This is a genomic window from uncultured Tenacibaculum sp. (assembly GCF_947499065.1).
In the GTDB taxonomy this organism is placed as follows: domain Bacteria; phylum Bacteroidota; class Bacteroidia; order Flavobacteriales; family Flavobacteriaceae; genus Polaribacter.
The window spans coordinates 145,605-165,107 of sequence record NZ_CANMMT010000007.1 but is presented as its reverse complement, the minus strand read 5'-3'; the positions used below and the strand labels follow the sequence as shown (position 1 = coordinate 165,107).

18 protein-coding genes and 1 tRNA gene are annotated in these 19,503 nt (G+C 33.0%); 4 read left to right on the top strand and 15 right to left on the bottom strand.

Going from position 1 to position 19,503, the window contains the following annotated elements; translation table 11 throughout:
* Nucleotides 1–124 precede the first annotated feature (124 nt).
* From Q0958_RS14615 to mraZ, 15 genes are all read right to left on the bottom strand, one after another.
* Nucleotides 125–198, bottom strand: a tRNA-Arg gene (locus Q0958_RS14615).
* Between the two features lie 7 nt (nt 199–205).
* A complete protein-coding gene (locus tag Q0958_RS14610; RefSeq protein WP_299124340.1) occupies nt 206–652 on the bottom strand; it encodes a GatB/YqeY domain-containing protein in 447 nt (148 codons plus the stop codon).
* Nucleotides 653–721: 69 nt separating this feature from the next.
* Nucleotides 722–2,596 (bottom strand): cell division protein FtsZ, encoded by a 1,875-nt coding sequence (gene ftsZ / locus Q0958_RS14605; protein WP_299124338.1) that lies wholly within the window; start codon nt 2,594–2,596, stop codon nt 722–724.
* Between the two features lie 89 nt (nt 2,597–2,685).
* Nucleotides 2,686–4,023: a cell division protein FtsA gene (gene ftsA, locus Q0958_RS14600; RefSeq protein WP_299124337.1), complete on the bottom strand. Its 1,338-nt coding sequence runs from the start codon at nt 4,021–4,023 to the stop codon at nt 2,686–2,688.
* Nucleotides 4,010–4,750 (bottom strand): cell division protein FtsQ, encoded by a 741-nt coding sequence (locus tag Q0958_RS14595; protein ID WP_299124335.1) that lies wholly within the window; start codon nt 4,748–4,750, stop codon nt 4,010–4,012. The genes ftsA and Q0958_RS14595 overlap by 14 nt, the downstream gene beginning before the upstream one ends.
* Complete coding sequence (gene murC / locus Q0958_RS14590; RefSeq protein WP_299124333.1) at nt 4,747–6,099, bottom strand: UDP-N-acetylmuramate--L-alanine ligase; 1,353 nt, start codon at nt 6,097–6,099, stop codon at nt 4,747–4,749. The genes Q0958_RS14595 and murC overlap by 4 nt, the downstream gene beginning before the upstream one ends.
* The gene (gene murG / locus Q0958_RS14585) at nt 6,099–7,190 is read right to left on the bottom strand and encodes an undecaprenyldiphospho-muramoylpentapeptide beta-N-acetylglucosaminyltransferase (protein WP_299124331.1); all 1,092 of its coding nucleotides are present in this window, start codon (nt 7,188–7,190) and stop codon (nt 6,099–6,101) included. The genes murC and murG overlap by 1 nt, the downstream gene beginning before the upstream one ends.
* Complete coding sequence (locus Q0958_RS14580) at nt 7,174–8,364, bottom strand: FtsW/RodA/SpoVE family cell cycle protein (protein WP_299124329.1); 1,191 nt, start codon at nt 8,362–8,364, stop codon at nt 7,174–7,176. Before Q0958_RS14580 ends, murG begins: the two co-directional genes overlap by 17 nt.
* A 16-nt stretch (nt 8,365–8,380) precedes the next feature.
* Entirely contained in the window at nt 8,381–9,715 is a 1,335-nt protein-coding gene (gene murD, locus Q0958_RS14575; RefSeq protein ID WP_299124327.1) for a UDP-N-acetylmuramoyl-L-alanine--D-glutamate ligase, read from the bottom strand.
* Nucleotides 9,716–9,717: 2 nt separating this feature from the next.
* Nucleotides 9,718–10,944, bottom strand: coding sequence for a phospho-N-acetylmuramoyl-pentapeptide-transferase (mraY, locus tag Q0958_RS14570; RefSeq protein WP_150901011.1), 1,227 nt, complete (start codon nt 10,942–10,944; stop codon nt 9,718–9,720).
* A 5-nt stretch (nt 10,945–10,949) separates the two neighbouring features.
* A complete protein-coding gene (locus Q0958_RS14565) occupies nt 10,950–12,413 on the bottom strand; it encodes a UDP-N-acetylmuramoyl-L-alanyl-D-glutamate--2,6-diaminopimelate ligase (RefSeq protein ID WP_299124324.1) in 1,464 nt (487 codons plus the stop codon).
* Entirely contained in the window at nt 12,414–14,426 is a 2,013-nt protein-coding gene (locus Q0958_RS14560) for a penicillin-binding protein (RefSeq protein ID WP_299124323.1), read from the bottom strand.
* Nucleotides 14,427–14,433: 7 nt separating this feature from the next.
* A complete protein-coding gene (locus tag Q0958_RS14555) occupies nt 14,434–14,763 on the bottom strand; it encodes an FtsL-like putative cell division protein (protein ID WP_299124321.1) in 330 nt (109 codons plus the stop codon).
* Nucleotides 14,763–15,659 (bottom strand): 16S rRNA (cytosine(1402)-N(4))-methyltransferase RsmH, encoded by an 897-nt coding sequence (gene rsmH / locus Q0958_RS14550; RefSeq protein WP_299124319.1) that lies wholly within the window; start codon nt 15,657–15,659, stop codon nt 14,763–14,765. Before rsmH ends, Q0958_RS14555 begins: the two co-directional genes overlap by 1 nt.
* Complete coding sequence (mraZ, locus tag Q0958_RS14545) at nt 15,646–16,113, bottom strand: division/cell wall cluster transcriptional repressor MraZ (protein WP_235275203.1); 468 nt, start codon at nt 16,111–16,113, stop codon at nt 15,646–15,648. The genes rsmH and mraZ overlap by 14 nt, the downstream gene beginning before the upstream one ends.
* Before the next feature lie 202 nt (nt 16,114–16,315).
* Here mraZ and Q0958_RS14540 point away from each other — a divergent pair, with 202 nt between their 5' ends.
* The 4 genes from Q0958_RS14540 to Q0958_RS14525 are packed head-to-tail and all read left to right on the top strand — an operon-like array spanning nt 16,316 to nt 19,501.
* Nucleotides 16,316–17,080 carry an alpha/beta hydrolase gene (locus Q0958_RS14540; protein ID WP_299124317.1) on the top strand — a complete coding sequence of 255 codons (765 nt, stop codon included), beginning with the start codon at nt 16,316–16,318 and terminating at the stop codon, nt 17,078–17,080.
* A 28-nt stretch (nt 17,081–17,108) separates the two neighbouring features.
* Complete coding sequence (gene yihA, locus Q0958_RS14535) at nt 17,109–17,720, top strand: ribosome biogenesis GTP-binding protein YihA/YsxC (protein ID WP_299124315.1); 612 nt, start codon at nt 17,109–17,111, stop codon at nt 17,718–17,720.
* A gap of 36 nt (nt 17,721–17,756) precedes the next feature.
* Nucleotides 17,757–18,443, top strand: coding sequence for an RluA family pseudouridine synthase (locus Q0958_RS14530; protein WP_299124313.1), 687 nt, complete (start codon nt 17,757–17,759; stop codon nt 18,441–18,443).
* A gap of 26 nt (nt 18,444–18,469) precedes the next feature.
* Nucleotides 18,470–19,501, top strand: coding sequence for an alkane 1-monooxygenase (locus Q0958_RS14525; RefSeq protein WP_299124311.1), 1,032 nt, complete (start codon nt 18,470–18,472; stop codon nt 19,499–19,501).
* Nucleotides 19,502–19,503 lie beyond the last annotated feature (2 nt).

The window sequence follows — 19,503 nt, the reverse complement described above, 5'->3', positions numbered from 1 at the left end:
AACAAATGTTACATAATTTAAAATACTTGTTTTATACTTTTATTGCTCACTCAAAAGAGAGTGTACCCCTTTTTCTTTTTCCCTAAAAAAAGCAGTAGAACAACTTCTACTGCTTTTTATTTTGTGACCCAGAGAGGATTCGAACCTCTAACCGTCAGAGCCGAAATCTGATATTCTATCCAGTTGAACTACTGGGCCCATTTAGTTATCCTAAATTTTTACGGACTATAGTTGAAATTATTTTCCCATCAGCTTGTCCAGCTAATTGTTTTGAAACAATCCCCATTACTTTACCCATATCTTTCATTCCTTCAGCTCCGACTTTTTCAATTGTTTCTTTTACAACTTTCTCTATCTCTTCTTCCGAAAGTGCTTCAGGTAAAAACTGCTCTAATATTGCTGCTTCAGCTAATTCTGGTTCAGCTAAATCTTCTCTACCTTGCTCTGAAAAAACAGCAGCACTATCTTTTCGTTGTTTTACTTGTTTTTGTATAATTTTTAATTCTTCAGCTTCTGAAAGATCACCAGCGCCAGATTCGGTTTTAGCTAACATAAAAGCTGACTTTAATGCTCTTAAAGCTGTTAAAGCTACTGTATCTTTAGATTTCATAGCTTCTTTCATTTTATCCATTACTTGCTTTTGCAAACTCATAGTTATTATTTTTAGTATTAAAAAATTCCCGAAAAAATCGGGAATTTAAAAATATATTTTATTATTTAATTAATCTACGTTATCGTGTAAAAATGAATTATTGGTACGTGATAAATCATTATTATCAGTATTTAAAGCTGTATCTGACTTACTGATATCTGAACCAGAATCAATATCTACACCTAACCTTTTGTATGCTGGCTGTTTTTCAATATCATCGATATTCTTACTTACCTGATCGTTGAACTTATAGTTGAAGCCTTTCATCTTCTCACGTCTCTCCTGAGCTCTCTTTTGTAATTCAGAAATTGTTAAACTTAAGGGAGAAACCTCTTCACTAGTTGTCTCTATTTCGTTAACTTTTTCCTGAACTTTACTCGTAACTTCAAATTGTAACTCCTCTTCTACTTCTTCTTTTATAATAGGAGTTGAGCTTTTTCCTATAGTTGGCTGTACATCAAAATCATCTAAAACATAACGCTTCTCTATTTGATGTGTTTGTGGTTTCACATTCTCAGCAACTACATCAATGTTTTCGATTTCTTTTGTAGTTTCAACTAAGCGAGTGTTAGGCGTAACTTCTTCATACGAATTTAAAGGCAAATCGAATAATAGATCTTGTTGAATTGGTTGTTGTTTTACCTCTTTCTTCTCAACTTTTTGCTCTGTTATATTCGTAATGATAAAATCATCTTCAGAAACTGATTCCAAAGCAATTTCATCATACACTACATCGATATTTTTAATTACATCAGTTGTAGGAATTAAGTTAAACTTTGGTGTTTTTTCTTCCTCCTCCTCTAAAACATGTACTACCTTTTCATTTTTAGGCTTAACAGTTAAAGGTTCGTCTATACTAGGAGCTGTTTCTATTTTCTTTTCTCCAAAACTATAAGTTGCTTTTTGCTCATCTTCTAAAGTATGAACAATTTTCTTTACCTCAGTATTTGTTATTGTTCCTTGCTGATCTGCCGTAAAACCAGTAGCCACAATAGTAACAGCTATACCATCTTCTAAGGTTTCATCTTCTCCAATACCCATAATGATATTAGCATCATAACCTGCCTCAGTTTGTATATAGTCATTAATTTCTCCTATCTCATCTAAAGTTACTTCATTTGCTCCTGAAACTATTAACAACAATACATTCTTAGCACCAGTAATTTTATTGTCGTTTAATAATGGTGAATCTAAAGCTTTTACTATTGCATTTTTAGCACGATTAGCTCCTGCTTCTTTTGCTGATCCCATAATAGCAGTACCACTGTTTGACAATACCGTTTTAGCATCATGTAAATCGATATTTTGTTTATAGTGATGTGTAATTACTTCCGCAATACCTTTTGCTGCCGTAGCTAAAACTTCATCAGCTTTTGAAAAACCTGCTTTGAAACCTAAATTACCATAAACCTCACGTAATTTATTGTTATTAATTACAATTAATGAATCTACATTATCACGTAATTCATCAATTCCTTTCTGAGCTTGTTTTGAGCGCATTCTTCCTTCAAACTGAAATGGCATTGTAACGATTCCTACCGTTAAAATATCCATATCTTTTGCTATTTTAGCAATAATAGGAGCTGCTCCAGTTCCAGTACCACCTCCCATACCAGCAGTTATAAAAACCATCTTAGTATGTGTACTTAACATTTGCTGAATTTCTTGTATACTCTCAGCTGCTGCTTGTGCTCCAACCTCTGGATTTGCCCCTGCTCCTAACCCTGAAGTTAAGTGAGCTCCTAACTGAACTTTGTTAGGTATTGGACTATTTTCTAGTGCTTGTGCATCAGTATTACAAATTACGAAATCTACTCCGTGAATTTGTTTACTATACATGTGGTTTACTGCATTACTTCCTCCCCCACCAACACCAATTACTTTAATGGCATTCGATTGTGTTTTCGGCATGTCGAATGAAATGTTATTGAATTCTGTGCTCATAATAACTTTTCTTTTATTAATTCATATTCATTTTACGCTCCTCTTTAGGGGATAAATAGGAGTAATTTTTATTATTTATTTTAATTTGTCTATTCTGCGTTATCTAAAAATTCTTTGAATCTTTCAGTAAATTTTTCAAAAAACGACTTAGACTTTTCTTTTGTTCTTTGCTCTACCTCTTGTTGTAAAACCTCTTTCTCTTCAATGGCCTCTGGCTCTATTTCTTCAATTGGTTCTTCAACAATTTCTTCTACTTCACAAGACTCTTCTTTATGTAATCCTTCCATTAACAAACCAACGGCTGTTGCATATGATGGACTTGACAATACTTCATCTGAATCTCCTGCTAAATGCTCATTTGGATAACCAATACGAACATCCATTCCTGTAATATATTCAACTAATTGTCGTAAATGTTTTAACTGAGAACCACCTCCTGTTAAAACTATTCCTGCAATTAGCTTTCCTTTTTGAGTTTCGTGCCCATAATTCTTTATTTCTAAATATACATGCTCTATAATTTCTTGTACTCTTGCATGTATTATTTTAGATAAATTTTTAAGGGTTATCTCTTTTGGTTCTCTTCCTCTTAAACCTGGAATTGAAACAATTTCTGTTTCTTTATTTTCTCCTGGCCAAGCTGAACCAAACTTTATTTTTAGTAACTCAGCTTGTTTTTCAATAATTGAACAACCTTCTTTTATATCTTCGGTTATAACATTACCTCCAAAAGGAATTACTGCCGTATGACGAATAATCCCATCTTTAAATATTGCTAAGTCTGTTGTTCCACCACCTATATCAATTAAAGCTACTCCAGCTTCTTTTTCTTCTTGACTTAACACTGCTGATGCTGATGCTAACGGCTCTAATGTTATGTCTGACAAATTCAACCCAGCGCTTTTTACACAACGACCAATATTTCTAATTGAAGAAACTTGCCCTACTACAACGTGAAAATTTGCTTCTAGTCTACCTCCATACATTCCGATAGGCTCCTTGATTTCTGGTTGACTATCTACTTTGAACTCCTGAGGTAATACATGAATTATTTCTTCTCCTGGAAGCATTACTAATTTATGTACTTGCTCAACCAAGTTTTCAATATCTCCTTGATCAATTACTTCATCCGATTTTTCACGAGTTATGTAATCACTATGGTGCAAACTTCTAATATGCTGACCTGCAATACCTACTACAACATTTTCTATCTGTTGACCAGAAACACTTTGTGCTTCATCAACAGCTTGTTGTATTGATTGAATTGTTTGTGTTATATTATTAACCACACCTCGTTTTACACCTAAACTTTTGGCTTTACCTATACCTAAAACCTCTAATTTACCATACTCGTTTTTACGACCAATCATGGCAACAATTTTGGTAGTACCAATATCTAGACCAACTGCAATTTTATTGTTTTCCATCTTGATTTTGTTTTGTGCACACAACTTGGTTGTGGTATTTTACATTTATTGTCTTATACTTTTTTATCGTTTTATCAACTAAGGCTTTGTTATAAAAAGCCATTAATTTTTTAAACTTTATATCTACATCTTCTAACTTTCCAAAAAGAATCTTATAATCACCACTACGCACAGTAAATACATATTCCTTTTGAGCGTTTTTTTGAATTGCAATGATTTCTTTTGAAAAAAAATCGTTACTTTCAATCGCCTTTATTAACGCTATTAGTTCTTTGATATCCTCAGGCTCCCCTATCCCTGAAACTAACGGTACTCTAGCCGAAAAATTGGTTGACATTGGTATTTTAACACCAAACTTATCAACATAAAAGGACTTACCCTTATCAACAATTCGAGCTATTGGTTTTCGCTGTTTTATTACAGTTTTCAACACCCCATCAACTGTTAAAAAAACGGTTGCTTTTTCAACATACGGGTTCGCCAAAACATTAGTTTCTAGAAAATGTAAATCTACCACTCTTTTCGGTTGGTTTTTAACAAATTCTTTATTTTGTATTAACAATTTATCAACTATACTGTGCGTCAAAAAGTTATTGTCTCCCGCTTCAAATTCAACCACTGTATTTTTCACCTTTTTACTACCATTTTTACCTGTAGTAAACCCATACAAAAAGCCAAAAAACATCAGCAAGAGGAAAAAAGATAAATATGTTATTACTTTTTTCATATTTGATTTGTGTATTTTTTCTCTAAACTTCCCTTCACTTCATCAACCAATAATCCGATATCTCCAGCACCTAACATTGCTATAATTTTTGACTCAGATTTCAATATTTCGTCACTCAGTTTTTCTTTAGAAACAAGCTTTTTATTTTTTAAACTCATTTTATTTAATAACCATGACGATGTTACTCCTTCAATTGGTAGTTCTCTGGCAGGATATATATCTAACAACAAAACTTCATCAAATTTAGATAGCGCTTCTGCAAAATCATCTGCAAAATCTTTTGTTCTACTGAATAAATGTGGTTGAAAAACTGCCAATACTTTATCTTTTGGATACATTTCTCTTACCGAATGCTCCACTGCTTTTATTTCTGTTGGATGGTGTGCATAGTCATCTATTAAAACTAAATCTTCAGTTTTAATTTTATACGAAAACCTTCGTTGCACCCCTTTAAATGTCTTTAACTGTTCTTTTATCTTTTCTAAAGACACCCCATAAACATCTGCCATTGCTAAAGCCGCTAAAGCATTCATCATATTATGCTTTCCTGGCAAATGAAATTCAATATTTTTTATTTCTGATGTTGGTGTTTGCACATCAAAAACATATTTTCCTTCTGCTACCTTAACATTATGTGCTTTATAATCTGCCTCTTCATTTACTCCATACGTAAGTCCTTTCAAAGGAATTCCCTTAGCTACTATTAAAGTATCCGATACTTTGTTTGAAAAATCTCTAAACGATTGTTGTAATGCTTCATTCTCTCCATAAATATCTAAATGATCTGCATCCATTGAGGTAACACAAGCTATATTGGGAGACAATTTTAAAAACGATCTATCAAATTCATCTGCTTCTACCACTGAAACTTTATCCTCTCCTAAAATAAGATTTGAGCTATAATTCTCTGCTATTCCTCCTAAAAAAGAAGTTGCCTTTTCTGGCTGCATAATATGTCCCAAAATAGAAGATGTAGTTGTTTTTCCATGAGTTCCAGCCACTCCTAAACAAAAGGTATTTCTTGTAATTTCTCCTAAAACTTCTGCTCTTTTTAAAATTACAAACCCATTATTTTTAAAATAACTTAATTCCTCATGATCTTTTGGAATTGCCGGCGTATAAACAACCAATGTTTTTTCTTTCTCTAAAAAAGAAAGAGGTATATTTTTAATTGAATCTTCAAAATGAATTTCAACACCAATCTCTTCTAATTTCTTAGTTATTGGACTCGGTGTTTTATCATAACCACATACTTTTTTCCCGTTCATAGAAAAATAACGCGCAATAGCACTCATTCCTATTCCTCCTACACCTATAAAATAAACGTTATGTATCGTTTTTAAATTCACTAAATAATTAATTTTTCTATTTCGTTAACTATATCACTTGTTGCATTTGGCAATGCTAACTCATTTATATTTTCACTTAAGCTTTGTTGTTTTCCTTCATCTTTTAGTAAAGTTTCTAACACTATTGGAAATGTATCTAACTCTTTTTCCTTTACTAAAATTGCACCATGCTTGTCTGCTATCGATTTTGCATTTTTAGTTTGATGATCTTCTGCTACATTAGGAGAAGGAATAAATATTGTTGGCTTCCCTACAATACATAATTCTGAAACTGAACTTGCTCCTGCTCTTGAAACAATAAAGTCTGTCGCTGCATAAGCCAAATCCATTCTATTCAAAAATTGATGTACTTGCACATTCTCTAGCTTATTATATTTTTGATATTCTTCAAAATACAACTTACCACATTGCCAAATCAATTGTACTTTTTGCTCTTTAAAGAATTCTAAATTAGCCTCTATTAACTGATTTATTTTTCTTGCTCCTAAACTTCCTCCTAGTACTAAGATTGTTTTCTTTTTTAAATCTAACTCAAAAAACTCCTTACCCTCTTCATCCTTTGTGTGTATAAATAGTAAATCTTGACGTACTGGATTCCCTGTTTTTATTATTTTTTCTTCAGGAAAAAAACGTTCTAAATTCTCATATGCCACACATATTTTCCCTGCTTTTTTGCTTAACAACTTATTCGTTATTCCTGGGTACGAATTTTGTTCTTGTATCAGTGTTGGAATTCCTTTCTTGTTAGCCACCATTAATGTTGGCCCACTTGCAAACCCCCCTGTACCTATGGCAACATCAGGTTTAAACCTCCTAATAATTCTATAAGCTTTCCACAAACTACTTAGCAACTTAAATGGAAACAATAAATTTTTAGCTGTTAATTTTCTTTGAATTCCAGATATCCACAATCCTTCTATATCATATCCTGCTTGCGGTACTTTTTCCATCTCCATTTTATCTCTTGCTCCCACAAATAAAATATTAGCCTCTGGATAACGAACTTTTATTTCATTCGCTATAGCTATTGCTGGATATATATGACCTCCAGTTCCTCCTCCGCTTATTATGATGTTAATCGATTGTTTCATGTAAAATATCTAAAGGATTATCATCTAAAATTGTTTCTTCTGTTTCATTCTTTGAAGCACTCACACTCAAAATCATTCCCAAAGCAAAACATGTCATCCAAATTGAGGTTCCCCCACTACTTATTAACGGAAGTGTTTGACCTGTTACTGGTAAAATATTTACAGCTACCGCCATATTTATCATTGCTTGAAAAACTATTGGGACACCTACTCCTATTACCATTAGTGTTGCAAAAATTGTTGTTGCCTTCTTTGCTGTTATCAAAATTCTAAACAGCAATAAAAAGTATATAAACACGACAATTACAGCACCAACCAAACCATACTCTTCTACAATTATAGCGTAAATAAAATCTGATGATGACTGTGGTAAAAAATTCTTCTGAACGCTTTTTCCCGGACCTCTTCCAACCACACCTCCTGTAGCTATGGCAATTTTCGCCTTTTCAACTTGATAGTCTTCTTTACCATCAGATTTTGAAAAATTTTCTATCCTGCTTTGCCAAGTATTAACACGGTTTGGCATTGCATCTGGAAATGCCTTTGCTACCAGTATAAAAAATAACAAAGCAAAAAGCCCCATACTTAGTATGTAGCCTATAAACTTTAATGGATACCCTCCAATATAACTCAACAACAAAATCATTGTAAAAACTATTGCTGTTGTTGAGAAGTTTGCTGGCAATACAAGCACTAAAACTATACCTACAGGCAACCAAAGCTTTATTAAACTTTCTTTAAATACTATTACTTTTTCTTTATTTTTAGCCAAATACCTTGCCACATACACCATTAAAACTAAACCTGCCAAGGTAGAGGTCTGAAAACCAATACCCACAAACGGAATTCGAATCCATCTACTTGCGTTGGCCCCTCCAATAACTGTTCCTTGTGCTAAAGTTACTATCAGAAGCAACACCACTACAGGAAGCATTAAAATAGAACCTCCGCTAAAATATCTATACGGCACTTTATGAACGCCATAAATTATTGCAAAACCGGTTATTAATAAAACAATATGCTTTACCAAGTGCCCGAAAGTAGAGCCATTACCTACTACATACACTAAGTTTGTACTTGCACTATAAATTGGCATAAATGAAAATATAGCCAACATAGCAACAATTGCCCATATAGCTCTATCCCCTTTAATATGTTGAAAGATGGTTTTCATCAATCAGTTTTAATTTTTATAAATTTTTAACTGCCTCCTTAAACTTATTCCCTCGATCTTCGTAACTATCAAACAAATCAAAACTAGCGCATGCTGGCGACAACAAAACTGCATCTCCCTTTTTTGCTATTTTATGAGAGACCTTAACTGCTTCTTCAGCACCTGCTGTTTCTACCATTACCTCTACAACATTTTGAAATGTTTCAATAATCTTTTGATTATCCAACCCTAAACATACAATTGCTTTTACCTTTTCCCTAACCAAAGGCATTAAGTCTGTGTAATCATTTCCTTTATCTACACCTCCTACTATCCAAACTGTTGGAGCTTCCATACATTCTAATGCATAATAAACAGCATTTACGTTTGTAGCTTTACTATCGTTTATATACTGAACTCCATTAATTTTTTGCACATTTTCTAAACGATGCTCTACTCCTTCAAAATCAGATAAACTCTCTGCTATTGTATTTTTTCTAACCTGTAATAATCGAGCTGCCATTGATGCTGCCATTGCATTCTTAGTATTATGTTTTCCTTTTAATGCTAATTCAGAAACATTCATTAGTATTTCTTCTGTATTTAATTTCATTATTATCTTATCTTGTCTTAAAAAGGCACCAAACTCTAATTCTTTTTCAACTGAAAAAGGAACTAATTTTGCCTTTACTGTATTATTTTTCAACCAATTTTGTATCGCTTTATCATCTGCATCATAAATCAAAAAATCTTTTTCTGTTTGATTTTTTGTAATGCGAAACTTTGACGCTATGTATTTTTCAAAATCATAATCATATCTATCCAAATGATCTGGCGATATGTTTGTTATAATTGCTATATATGAATTAAACTCTTCAATTCCATCTAACTGAAAGCTACTCAATTCTAACACATACTCCTTGTAATCTTGCTCTACTATTTGCTGTGCAAAACTATCACCTATATTTCCACCTACTCCAACATTTAATCCTCCTTGTTTTAACAAGTGATGCACCAACATTGTTGTAGTTGTTTTACCGTTGGACCCCGTTATTCCTACTATAGTTGCATTTGTATATTTAGATGCAAACTCTATTTCAGAAATAACCTTTACACCTGCTACAATCAACTTTTGCACTAAGGCAACTTTTTCTGGTATACCAGGGCTTTTCATTACCAAATCGGCATTCAATATTTTACTTTCCGTATGCTGATTTTCTTCAAAATCTATAGCATTATGTAAAAGAACTTTTTTATACCTCTCTGCTATGCTTCCTTTATCTGAAACAAAAACATCAAAGCCTTTTTGCTTTCCTAAAATAGCTGTTCCTACACCGCTTTCTCCTCCTCCTAAAACAACCAACCTTTCCATTACTATCTCAGTTTTAGAGTTACTATTGTAAACACTGCTAATAAAATTCCTACAATCCAAAAACGTGTAACAATTTTACTTTCATGATAATTTGACTTCTGATAATGGTGATGCAAAGGCGACATTTTAAAAACACGCCTTCCTTCTCCAAACTTCTTTTTTGTATACTTAAACCAAGAAACCTGAATCATTACCGATAAATTTTCAACTACAAAAACTCCTGCTAATATTGGCAACAATAATTCTTTTCGAATTGCAATTGCTATTACCGCTATAATCCCTCCAATAGTTAAACTTCCTGTATCTCCCATAAATACCTGAGCTGGATACGTGTTATACCATAAAAAACCTATTAAAGCCCCTGCAAAAGCAAGTATAAACACTGCCATTTCTCCAGATTTAGGGATATACATTACATCTAAATAATCTGCAAAAATTATATTACCTGATACCCAAGCAAAAATTGCCAAAGTAACCACCATAATTGCAGATGTTCCTGCTGCTAAACCATCAATCCCGTCTGTTAAGTTAGCTCCATTTGAAATTCCAGTTACGATAAATACAACAACAAATATGAATACAATCCACCCATATTTTCTATAATCATCTCCTAGAAAACTTAGTGCTTTTGCATAATCCAACTCATTGTCTTTTAAAAATGGCACCGTAGTTTTAGTTGACTTATGCGCCTCTCCAAAAACCTTCTTCTTACCATCAACCTGAACTATTTGCTCCGAAGCTGGCAACTGCTCTTTTATTGTTACATCTTGGTGAAAATAAAGCATTGAACCTACAATAAGTCCAAGCCCAACTTGACCTAGCACTTTAAACTTACCTTTCAATCCAGCCTTATCTTTCTTAAACACCTTTATATAATCATCTGCAAAACCTATTAACCCCATCCAAACCGTTGTGATTAATAAAATGATGATATAAATATTTTCCAACCTTGCCAATAACAAGACCGGTATTAATGTTGCAAAAATGATAATAACACCTCCCATTGTTGGTGTACCTGCTTTTTGTACCTGCCCTTCTAAACCTAAATCTCTAACCGTTTCACCTACCTGTTGTCTTCTTAAATAATTGATGATTTTTTTTCCAAAAATCGTAGATATTAATAAAGACAAAATAAATGCTGTTGCTGAACGGAACGTAATGAATTGGAACACGCTCGCCCCCGTTAGGTTAAATTCGCTTTCTAAATATTGAAATATATAATACAGCATTTACTTTAGTTTTTTAGTTGATTAAAACAATTAGTCACTTCTTCTAAATCATCAAAATGGTGTTTAATTCCATTTATTTCTTGATAATTTTCATGCCCTTTTCCTGCAATCAATATTATATCTCCAGCTTCTGCTAACTTACATGCTGTTTTTATCGCTTGTCTTCTATCTAAAATTGACAATGTTTTTTTATAGTTTTCTGCCGACACTCCTTTTTCCATTTCATCAATAATCACCTGAGCATCTTCTGTTCTAGGATTATCTGATGTAAAAATTGCTTGATCGCTTAATTGTGATGCTATAAGTGCCATTTTCGGACGCTTGGTTTTATCTCTATCTCCCCCGCAACCTACTACTGTAATTACTTTTTCGTTTCCTGTTCGAATATCATTTATCGTTTGCAATACATTCTTCAAAGCATCTGGCGTATGCGCATAATCAACTATAGCCGTTACTTTATCTTCAGAAACTGTATACTCAAAACGCCCTCTTACACTCTCCAGTTCACTTACTACCCTTAAAGTTTCAAGCTTTTCTAAACCTAATAAATCTGCCACACCAAAAATTGCTGCTAGATTATAGGCATTAAATTCACCTATTAACCTTGTCCAGATTTCAACTCCATTTATCGATAATAATGTTCCCGAAAAGCGCTTTTCTAAAACCTTTACTTTATAATCTCCCAATGTTTTTAAAGCATATGATTTCTTACTTGCTTTTGTATTCTGAAGCATTATTTGACCGTTTTTATCATCAATATTCACCAAAGCGAATGCTGATTTAGGCAACGAGTCAAAAAATGATTTTTTCACATCTCTATATTCTGCAAAAGTCTCATGATAATCTAAATGGTCGTGAGATAGATTTGTAAAAACACCTCCTACAAAACTCAACCCTTCAGTTCTCTTTTGATGCACTCCATGCGAGCTAACCTCCATAAAACAATACTCAACTCCTTCTTCAACCATTAATGACAGATATTTGTTAATCATTAATGAATTTGGAGTTGTATGTGTTGCCTCGTACTCAACTTCATCAACCATTACTTTCACAGTTGAAAGCAACCCCACTTTATAACCTGCTTTTTTAAACAGCTTATATAACAATGTTGCAATAGTTGTTTTACCGTTAGTACCTGTAACCCCCACCAACTTCAAATTATCACTCGGATTACCATAAAAATTAGCTGACATTACTGCCAAAGCAACGCTAGAATCTACCACTTCTATATACGTAACATCTTCAATCATATTAGCTGGAAGCTTTTCACAAATAATCGTATTTGCTCCCAATCCTAATGCTTTATCTATAAACTGATGCCCATCTACCATCACTCCTTTTTGAGCAACAAAAACATCATTTTTTTCAATTTGCCTACTATCAAATTGAATATCCTTCACCATCACATCTGTATTTCCATGCACTGCATTTACAGATACTTTATATAATATGTCTTTTAATCTCTTCAACTACGATAGTTTTAAATAAACTGTTCTTCCTTTTGACACTTTTATTCCTTTTTGTATCGACTGCTCTTTTACTTTACCCATTCCAGAAAACTTAACTTTAAGCCCCATATTTTCAAGTAACGCTATAGCATCCATACCACTCATACCTACAACCTTAGGCATGATTGTTTTATATTTTCTTAATTTCTGATAATACACCTGATATTCCTTATCAAGATTCAAGTTTGACATTTGATCAGACACTCTTTGATTATTAACAGGTGTTGTTGTATATATTTTTTGAGCAATCTCCTTAAAAACTGGAGCAGCCACTGTAGCTCCATAATATCCTTTTTCCTTTTTTGGACTATGCACAACCACTATACATGAATACTTAGGATTCTTTGCTGGGAAAAAACCTGCAAAAGACGCTACATATTTCTTATTTGAATAATGTCCATATACCGTTTTACCGTTTTTATCTTTGTGCTTAGGAATCCATTTTTTTGCAGTCCCTGTTTTTCCTGCCATTGAAAAATTAGAAGAATAGACATTTTTTGCAGTCCCTTTTTTCACCACATTCTCCATCACTTTTCTAACCTTATTCAAAGTTGTTTGCGACGCTATCCTTTCCTTTACAACCTCAGTTTCAAATCTTTCTTCTACTTTCCCCCCAACTCTTAGTTCTTTTACAAAAAACGGCTTCACCATTTTACCATCATTTGCTACCGCATTATAGAAAGCTAGTGTTTGCAAAGGCGTTAAAGACACACCATAACCCCAAGCCATCCACTCTAATGATATTGGACTCCATCTTTTTTCCGACGGATTTGGAATATATGGTTTACCTTCTCCTAAGATTTTAACTCCCGTCATTTGATCTAACCCAAACGACTTAATTTTATTGATAAATTTCTTCGGATTTCTATCATAATGCTTTTGAATTGTTTTTACAATTCCAACATTTGATGACACTTCAAATACACGCGCCAAGGAAACCTTTCCAAAACCTCCTTTTCTACTATCTTCTACCTTTCTATTATTTATAAAAATCTTTCCTTTTTCACAATCCACAACATTAGATGTATCCGCTAACTTATCTTCAAGAACCGCCATTAAACTTGCCAACTTAAATGTTGAACCTGGCTCATGACTCTCCCACACCGCATAGTTTCTTTTTTCATAATACCTACCTTTCGATGTTCTTCCTAAGTTAGAAATTGCTTTTATCTCACCTGTTTCAACCTCCATAACCACTGCACATCCATGATCTGCCTCAAAATATTCTAACTGTTTAAGCAATGCATGATGTGTTATATCTTGAATATTTACATCTATTGTAGTAATTACATCACTTCCATCTATAGGCTCCTTTTCATTTACATCATTTACTGGCTTCCATTGTCCTTTTGCAATTTTCTTTTTTAATCGCCAACCATTCTCACCTTGCATATAATCCGCAAAAGCCCCTTCAATACCAGCACCTCCTCTATGATTATCGTAACCTATTGTTCTTTCCGCAATTTTACCTATAGGATGTACACGTACCGTTTTTTGTTCAGCGATAAAACCACCTCTATAAACACCCAACTTAAAAATCGGAAAGCTTTTCATTTTCGTATAATCATTATACCCCACATCTCTTGCTATTAACAAATAACGATTTTTTCTTTTCTTAGCTTCTCGTAATTTTTTCTGATAATAATCCGCCGATTTACCCAACAACCCTGACAACGATTCTGCAAGAGCTCGAATATTTTTCTCAAACACTTCTGAATCTACCGTAACCACATCCATCCGAATAGTATATTTCGACATTGAAGTTGCCAAAAGATTCCCATCCGCCGCATACACATTACCTCTGTTTGCAAAAATCGTATCGTTTTTTTCTGTCTTTTCTAGCGCTAATTTTTTATACTTAGCACCCTCAACATATTGAAGATTAAAGATTCTAAACAGGATAACAATAAAAAAAAGCGTCATTAAAATCGCAACCACATAGAGCTTATTTAATATACCTTTCTTTACTACCATTTTTATCCTATTCTACTTTAGTTGTTACTTTTATTTTTTGAGGAGGCGTCTTTGCTGGAGACAACCCATTTACTTTTACTTTATCACGAATACTACTTTCCAATTTCATCCGCATCAGCCTAGTATTTGTATCAATATCTTCTGCTCGCAACTCTCTTTTTTGCTCATTCAACTCAGCTATTCGAACCACCTTAGCATCTACACTATGCGAACTAGATATAATTATCAATAATAGAATTACCACAAATATTAACATTCGCCAATTACCGAAAGAACTCTCATCCGTCAAGAACCGCCCTTTCAACACATCATAAACACCTTCTTTAACTTTCGACATTATTTTAATGTTGCAATTCTTAATTTAGCACTTCTTGCTCTATTATTCTCTTTTATCTCTTCTTGAGTAGGCACTATCATTTTACCTACTTTTTTCAACGGCACATTAATATTACCATAAAAATCCTTCTCTGGCTCTCCACTAAACAACCCCGTCCTTACAAAACGCTTCACCAACCTATCCTCTAAAGAATGATATGAAATAACACTCAACCTACCTTCTTCATTTAGTAAACCTGGAATCTGCTCCAAAAACTCCTTCAACACATCCAACTCCTGATTTACTTCAATCCTAACCGCTTGGAATATCTGAGCCAAAATCTTATGCTCCTTTGCTTTTGGCAAAAAAGCTCGCAACACCTCTCTCAACTGAAAACTAGTCTCTATCCTCTCTTCTTCTCTAGCCTCTACAATTGTTTTAGCCAACACTCTAGCATTCCTCAACTCTCCATATAAAAAAAGCACATCTGCTAATTTATCTTCCTCGTATTTATTAATGATTTTTTTCGCAGACAATTCAGATTTCTGATCCATCCTCATATCCAAATCTGCATCAAATCGTGTAGAAAACCCTCTTTCCGCTTCATCAAACTGATGAGACGAAACACCTAAATCCGCCAAAACACCATCTACTTTTCTCACACCATAAAAACGCAGAAACCTAGAAATAAATCGGAAATTCTCTCCAATTAAAACAAAACGCTCATCATCTATTTTATTTCGTTGCGCATCTGGATCTTGATCAAAAGCAAACAACCTTCCATTATCACCCAATCTACTCAATATCTCCCTAGAGTGACCTCCACCTCCAAACGTCACATCAACATACACTCCATCTTCCTTTATATCAAGGGCATCAACACTTTCTTTCAACAAAACCGGATTATGATAATTCATCTACATCTATATTTCCCATCACCTCTTCTGCCAAATCAGCAAAATCAACAACAGCTTCATCAATAACTTTTTCGTACTTATCCTTATCCCAAATTTCAATAATATTAACCGCAGACGAAAGCACTACCTGCTTCTCTATTCCCGCAAATTGACATAAATCTTTCGGAATTAAAACCCTACCAGAAGCATCCATCTCTACAACCTTAACACCTGCAGTAAACCTTCTAATAAAATCATTATTCTTCTTTACAAAACGATTTAATTTATTAATCTTTTGCATCACCATGTTCCATTCTTGCATCGGATACAACTCCAAACAAGACTGAAAAACAGACCTCTTAACCACAAAACCCTCTTGCAACACAGAAGACAACTGCTTCTTGAAAGCTGATGAAACCATCAACCTTCCCTTAGCATCTACCTTACATTCATATGTCCCAATTAGATTTATCACGCCCAGAAACCATAGTTTGCACCAAAAATAAAAAATAATTACCACTTTTTACCACTTTTTACCACTTTGTTGATAAGTTTTACCTTTTTTGTTAAAAAACTGATTATTAGAGTATTTAGTTTTATAATTGATACTGAAATAATAAAAATGAGAATATCCCAAAAAAGAACTACATTTGCGGTTGAGTCAAATCTTAGATACAATGACTGAATTTTTAAAGAAAGAAGGTAAATTTACATACGCAGAAGCGGGAGAAGGAAGCCCTATCATTATACTACACGGTTTAATGGGAGCGTTGAGTAATTTTGACTCAACGTTTAACTACCTTTCTCAAAAAGGATATAAAATATTCATCCCTGAATTACCTTTATACACTTTACCTCTACTCAAAACCAATGTAAAAAATCTTGCTAAATTTTTACATGATTTTATAGAATACAAAAACCTTAAAGATGTAACTCTTTTAGGAAACTCTTTAGGTGGACATATTGCTTTATACTACACAAAACACTATAGTTCTGATATCAAATCATTAGTTCTAACTGGTAGTTCTGGTTTATATGAAAACTCTATGGGAAGTAACTATCCTAGAAGAGGCGACAAGGAATTTGTTCGAAAAAAAATAGAAGAAGTTTTTTACGACCCAGCTATAGCTACCGACGATTTATTTGATCAAGTTTATGAAGTAATCAACGATAGAAACACCCTTGTTAGAACATTAGCCATTGCTAAAAGTGCTGTGAGACACAATATGGCTAAAGACTTACCTAACATGGAACAGCCAACTTGTTTAATTTGGGGAAAACAGGACTCTGTTACCCCTCCTGAGGTTGCTGAAGACTTCCATAAACTTTTACCAAATTCAGATTTATTTTGGATTGATAAGTGTGGACACGCCGCTATGATGGAGACTCCTGATGAATTTAATAAAATATTAGAAGCTTGGCTTTCTAATCAAAATATATAATAGCTTTTAATAGGCTAAATCTATATTTATGAAAATAAAATCTGCTGAATTTGTAATGAGTAACAGTAATGTTACTAAAGCTCCAAAAGACAGAATACCGGAATATGCTTTTATCGGTAGATCTAACGTTGGTAAATCTTCGTTAATTAATATGTTAATGGAGCGAAAAGATTTAGCAAAAATTTCTGGAAAACCAGGAAAAACACAGCTAATAAATCATTTTAAAATTAATAACGAATGGTTTTTAGTGGATTTACCTGGTTATGGATATGCTCAAGTTTCTAAAAAGAAAAGAACTATTTTTCAATATTTTATTGAAAATTACTTCAAAGAAAGAGAGCAATTAGTTTGCACTTTTGTTCTAGTTGACAGCCGACATGACCCTCAAAAAATAGATTTAGAGTTCATGGAGTTTTTAGGAAAAAATCGTATTCCTTTCTGTATCGTGTTTACCAAAGCTGATAAACTAGGAAGCTCTAAATTAAACAAGCAAATAACTACCTACAAAAAGAAATTACTTCAATTTTGGGAAGAACTTCCAATGTCTTTTGTTACTTCCTCTTCAACTGGATTTGGTAGAGATGAATTCCTTAATTTTATTGACGGAGTTAATCAAGATGTAGCTGAAAACTTTAAATAAAACCATTTTTTTATTTATTGATTATAATTTCTAAAAATGTATTCTACCAAAAATAATCTGCAAGTTTTACACGAGGATAATCATATTATTATAGTAAATAAACGTGCTGGAGATATTGTTCAAGGTGATAAAACTGGAGACAAACCTTTGTCTGATGTTGTTAAAGAATACATTAAAATAAAATATAATAAACCTGGAGCTGTTTTTTTAGGTACTGTTCATAGACTTGACAGACCTACTTCTGGCATTGTTATATATGCTAGAACATCAAAAGCATTAGAACGCTTAAACAAAATGCTTAGAGAAAAAACAATACAGAAAACATATTGGGCTGTTGTTAAAAATCAACCTAAAAAACCAACAAACACTCTAATTAATTTCTTAAAGAAAAACCCTAAAAACAACAAATCAACCGCTTACTCTAAAGAAATTGACGGAAGTAAAAAAGCCATTTTACATTATCAAGTTTTAAAAAAACTAGACAATTATTCTTTATTAGAAATTGATTTGGAAACTGGTCGTCACCATCAAATTCGAGTACAATTATCTAACATTGGTTCCACTATAAAAGGAGACTTAAAGTACGGAGCCAAAAGAAGTAATAAAGACGGAAGCATTCATCTTCACGCAAGAAAAATTAAATTCACTCACCCCGTAAGCAAAGAATTAATTAAAGTAATTGCTCCAACTCCATCAGACCCTATTTGGGATGCTTGTTTGTAATTTGTATCTTTAGGGAAATTTCAACCATGAAAGCCCTTAAATTTTTATCAATTTTAATACTCCCTATCACCGTATACATTTCTTTTACAAATAACGGTTGGCTAACTGTATTACCTTTGATTACCTTTTTTGGGTTTGTACCATTATTAGAACTTCTATTTAAACCAGACAAAGAAAACTTCGAAAAAGAGCAAGAAAAAGCTGAGAAAGAAAACAAATTATATACCTACATTTTATATTTAACCATTCCTATACAATTAATCTTTTTAGTTTGGTTCTTTTATATAATTCAAGAACCAGAATTGACTACACTAGATTACATTGGTAAAATTTCTGCTATGGGTCTTATGTGTGGAGTTATTGGCTTAAATGTTGGACACGAATTAGGTCACAGAAATAATAGATTTGATGAATTTTTAGGTGAGATTTTGTTATTAACTTCATTAAACACTCACTTTTTACCTTATCATAATGCAGGACATCATTTAAATGTTGCCACCCCTAAAGATGCTGCTACTGCAAGAAAAAATGAAATTTTATATTCTTTTTGGATTCGCTCACATTTCCAAAGTTATTATCAAGCTTGGGAAGCAGAAAACAAACGAATGAAAAATTTAAACAGAAATTGGTTTCATCATCAAAACAGAATGCTTGTTTATACATTTTGTAACTTCATTTTAATCTTTAGCATTTTCTTTTTTTTCAATCTTAATGTGCTTTTAACTTTTTTAGCTGCTGCTGTTTTTGGTATTTTATTATTAGAAACTGTCAACTATATTGAACATTACGGATTATTGAGAAAGAAAAATGAAAAGGGTAGATATGAACGTGTAAAAAGAACACACTCATGGAATTCTGACCATGTAATTGGAAAAATTATGTTATTTAATTTATCTCGTCATTCAGACCATCATTATAACGGAAGCAAGCATTATCAAATATTAAAATCATTACCCGAAAGTCCTCAAATGCCTACAGGATACCCTGGCATGATGTTAGTGGCACTCTTTCCTCCTTTATGGTTTAAATTAATGAACAAAAAACTACAAGAAATTTAACT